This window comes from Gemmatimonas sp. (assembly GCF_044376735.1).
GTDB lineage: Bacteria > Gemmatimonadota > Gemmatimonadetes > Gemmatimonadales > Gemmatimonadaceae > Gemmatimonas.
In genome coordinates this window covers 1-6,219 of sequence record NZ_JBILKJ010000150.1, presented here as the reverse complement: position 1 = coordinate 6,219, position 6,219 = coordinate 1, and the positions used below count along the sequence as shown (strand labels likewise).

At 66.0% G+C, this 6,219-nt stretch carries 8 protein-coding genes; 1 reads left to right on the top strand and 7 read right to left on the bottom strand.

From position 1 onward, the window contains the following. Nucleotides 1-144: 144 nt before the first annotated feature. The 7 genes from ACIRA7_RS14060 to ACIRA7_RS14030 all read right to left on the bottom strand — a co-directional run bounded on the left by ACIRA7_RS14060 (nucleotide 145) and on the right by ACIRA7_RS14030 (nucleotide 5,224). Entirely contained in the window at nucleotides 145-363 is a 219-nt protein-coding gene (locus tag ACIRA7_RS14060; RefSeq protein ID WP_396221477.1) for a hypothetical protein, read from the bottom strand. 78 nt (nucleotides 364-441) lie between these two features. Further along, on the bottom strand, nucleotides 442-768 hold the full coding sequence (locus ACIRA7_RS14055; RefSeq protein WP_396221476.1) for a PQQ-binding-like beta-propeller repeat protein: 327 nt from the start codon (nucleotides 766-768) through the stop codon (nucleotides 442-444). 55 nt (nucleotides 769-823) lie between these two features. Beyond that, on the bottom strand, nucleotides 824-1,084 hold the full coding sequence (locus ACIRA7_RS14050; RefSeq protein WP_396221475.1) for a putative signal transducing protein: 261 nt from the start codon (nucleotides 1,082-1,084) through the stop codon (nucleotides 824-826). Nucleotides 1,085-1,121: 37 nt separating this feature from the next. Further along, nucleotides 1,122-1,499: a TfoX/Sxy family protein gene (locus ACIRA7_RS14045; protein ID WP_396221474.1), complete on the bottom strand. Its 378-nt coding sequence runs from the start codon at nucleotides 1,497-1,499 to the stop codon at nucleotides 1,122-1,124. 105 nt (nucleotides 1,500-1,604) lie between these two features. Further along, the gene (locus tag ACIRA7_RS14040; protein WP_396221473.1) at nucleotides 1,605-3,587 is read right to left on the bottom strand and encodes an LVIVD repeat-containing protein; all 1,983 of its coding nucleotides are present in this window, start codon (nucleotides 3,585-3,587) and stop codon (nucleotides 1,605-1,607) included. A 76-nt stretch (nucleotides 3,588-3,663) separates the two neighbouring features. Next, the gene (locus ACIRA7_RS14035; RefSeq protein WP_396221472.1) at nucleotides 3,664-4,410 is read right to left on the bottom strand and encodes a DUF305 domain-containing protein; all 747 of its coding nucleotides are present in this window, start codon (nucleotides 4,408-4,410) and stop codon (nucleotides 3,664-3,666) included. A 79-nt stretch (nucleotides 4,411-4,489) separates the two neighbouring features. Next, the gene (locus ACIRA7_RS14030; RefSeq protein ID WP_396221471.1) at nucleotides 4,490-5,224 is read right to left on the bottom strand and encodes a hypothetical protein; all 735 of its coding nucleotides are present in this window, start codon (nucleotides 5,222-5,224) and stop codon (nucleotides 4,490-4,492) included. Nucleotides 5,225-5,521: 297 nt separating this feature from the next. On the opposite strand from ACIRA7_RS14030, the gene ACIRA7_RS14025 reads away from it, so the two are divergent. After that, nucleotides 5,522-6,219 (top strand): MFS transporter (locus ACIRA7_RS14025; RefSeq protein ID WP_396221470.1); only part of this gene is annotated, 698 nt, incomplete at its 3' end.

Here is a 6,219-nt window from a genome sequence, read left to right as displayed (position 1 = left end):
CGGTAGAGCAGTTTCCTCTCGGCTCGTTGAACAGCCTTACCGCGGATTTGCACGAATGCTCGCGGATGACCAGCAACACCTTTGTTGGTATGGTCGAGAACGACAATTCGTCGTGCCGTGCGGGGCGATCAGCGGATATTCGTGTCAATCCGCGGTAGAGCAGTTTGGTTCAAGCGTTCGCTGATCAGCCGTACGCGCGGCAACGATCTCGGCCTTCTCGCGGAACGTGAAGATCTTGCCGCACTGCGTGCAGATGTGATTCCCCGTGCGCTCGCCCAAGTCGTATTCCTTGGCGAAGGCGGGATGATCACAGGGCTTTCCGCCCCACTCCTGCTGGAGGGCAACTGCGCGCTTCTTCTGCATCGTAACGGGCTCGGGACAAAATGCGATGGTACGGGTGCGAACCAGAAAAGTATCACCGACGCAGAAGAGGCTGTTGACTTACGCCGTGGCCGCCGCCGTCGCCGCGACCTGCGCGGCCATCGCTGCTGCCTGCGCGACGCTCTGGGGCGAGCCCGTAAATGCCACGATGCCAAGCCCCAGTCCCTTGAGCTTGTTGTGCCACACGATGTGGCCCGACGACGGATCCAGGCAGAACAGTTCACCGCCGGCCCCGGCGTACAGCTTGTCGCCTTCCATCGAGACCGTCACGAACGTCGCACGCTTGAGCTTCGTGCGCCACAGCTCTTCACCCGACGTCGCCTGAATGGCCACGACGTGCGAGCCGACTCCGATGTAGACCACGTCTGATTTGCGCGAGCGTGCCATGGGACCGATGCCTCGTGAAAGCGGGACCGTGAATGATTGGCGGGCGACCGCGAGTTTAGCTCTCCGACGGCTCGTCGTCGACCTCGTCGACCATCGCCACGTCCGCCAGCAGCGCGCGCGCCTCGTCGACGAATGCTTCCGGTACCAGCACCGAGACACCACGCGCCGTCGCCCCTTGAAAGCCCGGGCCGAAAATCCCGACCGTATCGTTGCTATCGCGCATCGCCGGAATCTCGGCCGATTCCAGTCGGGCGATCGCCAAGTCCGCTTCGAATCCGGACGCATACGTCACCAGCACATGCCAGGCGTTGGTCATGATGTTGCTCCAGTTGATGAGGGACAGGCAACCGCGTTCAACGACTCTGACCCCTTGAACGCTCCGATTTCTTCGCGACCTTCTTCGCCGCCTTCTTCACCGGCTTCGGTTTCGGTGCCGGCAGCTCCGCCGCCGTCGCCCGCATGAGCTCGGCGATCAACCCCTGATCCTCCAACTGCTCGGTGATCAGGAACTGCGGCTTCGCCCCTGGATACGGCAGCCCTTCCGTCACCGTGCCCAGCAGCGCACAGCCAGCTACCGTGGGCTTCACGAACAGCTGATTGTCGCACACCAGCGCAACGACTTTCTCGTCGACGTACAGCGCATACTCGCCGAACATCTTCTTGAACGTGACGGCGCCCGCGCCGTGCATCTGGTCGCGTACGTACGCCACGAAACTGAGATCCGACGCCATCGGCCGCTCCGGTGATCGAGTTGCTCCAAGATACGTGCCCCAACACCAAACAGCCCCCGATCCTCTACGGGACCGGGGGCTGTTGGATTCACACGAACGGCAGACTTACATCGCCAGCGTCTGCAAGTCCTGCAGCGCCTTCTTCAGCAGGTCCGTCTTCTTCGGGTCGCAGCTGCGGTTGGCTTCCACGTCCGTCACGAGCTTGGACAGCGTGGCGTTGCGCGCCGCACCCGACGACTTCTCGGCGCTCGAGATCGACGAGCGGATCTCGGAGATCTTCGCCGGCGCCACGCATCCCTTCCGCTCCAGCTGATCCGTGAACGCCTTCGCCAGCGCGAAGCTGGGCGGCCACGAGATCTTCGGCTGACCCTGCGCGTTCAGGTAATCCCACTTCACGGTGTTCGCCGCGTCGATCTCGTTCTGCGAGAGGAACTCGCTGGGCACGAGTTCAGCCACGTCGAGACCACGCGCGATTTCCGAGCTCACGATCGAGCCGTTGTACCAGTACACCGACCACGAGCCGCCCATCGCCATGCGGGTGGAATCCACCGGGCCGCGATCGAACGAGGCGATTTCCTTCGGCTTCGACGGGTCCGACCAGTCGAACACCGAGATGCCGCCCTGATACCACGACTGCACCATGACGTCGCGGCCCGGGATCGGGATCAGCGAGCCGTTGTGCGCGACGCAGTTTTCGTTCGACGACTGCACCGTCGGAATCTTGTAGTAGCTCTTGAACACGAGCTTCTTGTTCACGATCGAGAAGATCGCGTTGGCGCCCCATTCCGGCTTGTCGCCGGCGCGGCACTTGGGCGAGGAACCACCGCCCCACTCGTCGGAGAACAGCATCTGCGTGCCGTCATTGTTGAACGTCGCCGAATGCCAGTAGGCGAAGTTCGAGTCGGCGGCCGCGTCGAGACGCACCGGCGCCACCGGGTTGCTGATGTCGAGCAGCAGGCCGTGTCCTTCACAGGCGCCACCAGCCAGTCCGAGCGCCGGGTACACCGTGATGTCGTGGCACTGCGACCGCTCGCCGCCGCGACCCGTCGGCGCGCCACCGGCCGCACCGGCAAACATCGTGTTGATCGCACCCTGCGCCATACCGCGCACCGTCGCGCTGTCGGCCGCATTCACCGTCGAGCCGCCACGCGCCTTCATGGCATTCTCGAGCAACGGACGGATCACCTGCGGCGGGACCACCATCTCGGCGCCCGACTGCGGGTTCTTCGCGATGAACGCGCCGGAAGCCTTGGCCGCAGCGAGCGTCTTCGCCGCCGCTTCCTTGTCGGCGTCGGAGAGACCATGCGCCGGCGCGGCGCCGAGTCCGGCGAAAATGTTGGCGCGACCCACCACCGCGGCCGAGGCCGGGTTGGCGAGCGGCACCTTGATGATCTCGATGCGCAGGCGCGACGAGTTCGGATCGTCAGCCGCGACATCGGCACAGCCCTCGAGTTCGCCCGCCGAACGGATGCCCGACGAACCGGACACGTAGATGTACACGTTGTCCTTGTCCTTCGGATCTTCCAGCACCGTGTGCGTGTGCGAGCCGCGGCACGTCTGCACGTTCGCGATCAGCTTCGGGTTCTTGATGTCGCTGATGTCGAACACGCGCACGCCACGCATGCGCTCCTTGCTGACGGGATCGGGCACGCCACCTGGCTTGCAGTCCACGCGGCCGTTGTTCGCTTCGGCCGACATGAACATCAGGTTCTTGTATACCGAGATGTCGTTCTGCGACGCGGGGCACGTGTAGGCCACCACGAGCACTGGCTTGGCCGGGTTCGAAATGTCCCAGATCACCGGGCCGTTGTAGTTGCCCTGGATCGCGTACTTGCCGGTGAAGGCAAGGTCGGAATTCGTGATGCCGAGGAAGCCCGGCGGCGAGACCGCCTTCGCCACGACCTTCATGTTGGAGATCGCTTCGCCGGCGTCGAACAGACCGGCCTTGAGGCCGACGCGCGGATCGTTCATTGGCGTCGGTGCGGTCTTGGGCTTCGACGGCGCACACGCCGCGAGTCCCAGCAACGCCACGGCCGCGTAGCCTGTGACAACACTCGCCCCGCGACGACGCGGAAGTGCTTCTGACATGTCTGTTCCTGTGTTCGAAAGGTGGTAGTAGTCCGACAACATCACGCGCAACTGCTCGCCCAACCGGCGCGTCACCTCACGCCGGCGGGGCGAATCCCATCTCCAGCATCATCGTGAACATCCGCTTGATCTCGGTGCTCTGATCGACCTCGACATCGTTGGCGAACTTGAACACGGTTTCGTCCTGCCCCGCGCCCTGTGCCGCGAACAACGTCTTCACCATCGCGACGGCGCCGCGGTGGTGTTGAATCATGTACGTGAGGAACAGCCGGTCGAACTCGGCGCCACGCGCCGCGTTCAGCTCCGCAAGCTGGGCATCGGTCAGCATGCCGGGCATCGACATCTGCCCCATGGCCATGCCGCCCATCGCCGCCATGTCGTGACCGGCGTGCGCGGCCATGTCGTGACCCGCACCGCCCATGGTCACGTTGCCCACGGAGTCGACCATCGGCACCGGCTGACCGCGGTCTTTCAGCCACGTCTGCATGATCGTGATCTCGTCGCTCTGCGCATTGATGATGCGCGCCGTGAGCCGCTGCACCGACGCGCTCGCGCCGTGCGAAGGGGCCCAGCGGGAGATCGTGATGGCCTGCGCGTGGTGGTGGATCATCCCGCTCATGAAGTCCACATCGGCCTTCACCCAGGGATAGCGCAGACTGTCGGCGCGCGCCCGCGCCATCGCGCCGGCATCCCCCATCTGGAACGCCGGCCCGGCCGACGAGGCCGACCGCGACGTGGCACAGGCCGTCAAGGCGACGAGCCCGGCGCTCAAGGCGGCCAGGCGGATCGCACGGTGCATGGAATTGGGCATCGGTCTGGTCACGTGATAGGACACCGGCCGCGAACGGAAAGGTTGGAATCTGAAGGCTATAGAAGGCGCGGGCGCCCGCAAGCCGTGAAGGCTAATTCACGTCCCGCAGCGGGATCGCCCGCGACCCCGCCACCGTGACCAGGGCGAGCCGCCGCAGGTGCACCGAATCGGCCGCCGCCACATACGCCGACGTCTGCCCGGTCGACACCAGCGCCCGCGTGAGCTGCGCCAACCCGCCGCACACATACCGGTTGCACAGATTCGACCGCAGCGCCCGCGGCAGATGGCACCCCGCCGTGGTGTGAAACACGCACGAGCCGCGGTAATGCCGGGCCGGCAGGTACGACGCATACCGCGCCTCCAGCGACTCGGCGGTCACTGTTTCCCCGTCGTCGGTGAGCTGGGCGCGCACCCGCATGATACTGTCGGCGTGCAGGAACCCATGGGTCCCGCCAGCGGTGCAGCATTCGCCGCGGCAGGTCCCGCAGCTCGCGCCGATGATGTCGGGCATGGCCGGAATCGACGCCGGCAGCGCCCATCCCGCGTCCTGACGCGCCGCGTCGGCCTCGGCGCTCATGGGGGCGCTGTTGTCCCGCACCGCCTCGCTGAAGGCCTCGGCGATCGTGCCGCGCAGCCGGTCCAGAAACGCGTCGCGCGACGCCTCGGGAAGCTCGACCGTGTTGCGGGAATTCGCCGGCAGCAGGATCACCGGCAGCTCCTCCCCGCCATGCTCGGCGCGATCGGCGAGGGCCAGCTGCTCCGCCTGGGCCAATAGGCGGGCATTCCGGGCCCGCTGGGCCGCGATGGGGCTTTCTCGGGGAGACATTATATGGTGCAAGCTACTTAGAGCCGTGTGGTGCGGTGTGGGGTGTTGGACTGGGGATTGTGCGCGGGCGGTGGGCGGTGGGCTCCTGAGGCTTGGGGCTGCGGGCTATCTGCCATCTGCCATGGGCCGTGGGCCATGGGTGGGAACTGGAAACTGACCGTAACCCACGGCCCACGGCTCACCGCCCATGGCCGCCAGCCCACAGCCCACAGCCCCCAGCAGCACATCATTTTTTCTCTCAGGCGCCAAACTTTGAAGCCGAATTCGACCTCCCGCTGGCCCATCCCCCTCGGCGCCGTGCTCGTCCACCTTGGCATCGGCTCGGTGTACGCCTGGAGTACGCTCAATCGGCCGATCATCGCCGCCCTCCCGCCGCAGCCGTGGTGGGGGAGTCCGCCGTACACCACCTTCACGGCGGCCCTCGTGCTGCTGGGGCTGAGCGCGGCCACCATGGGCCCGTGGGTGGAGCGCGTCGGCCCTAGGGTCGCCGCCAGACGGTCGGCCCTGTTCTTCGCCGGCGGGCTCGCCCTTGGTGGCCTCGGGCTGCTCTGGCAGCAGCCGCTAATGCTGTTCCTCGGACTCGGCATCCTCTGCGGCATCGGCTGCGGCATTGGCTACATCGCGCCGGTCAGCACGCTCGTGAAGTGGTTCCCCGAGCGCCGTGGCATGGCCACCGGGTTCGCCATCATGGGCTTCGGCGGCGGCGCCTTTCTGGGGGGCTATGCGAACGCCTTCCTGATCGAGCAGCTGGGGGTGGCCCGTGCGCTGTTCGTGTTGAGCGGCGTGTACCTCGCGCTCATGACCACCGGCGCGCTACTGCTGCGTCCGGCACCCGAGCCCCTTCCCGGCTCGGCCACGCCCGCCGCCACCGGACTCACGCGAAGCGAGGCGGTGCGCACGCCGCAGTTCCTGCTCCTCTGGGGTATCCTCTGCGTGAACGTCACCGCCGGCATCGGCATTCTCGCCCAGGCGTCGCCCATGATGCAGGACCTCTT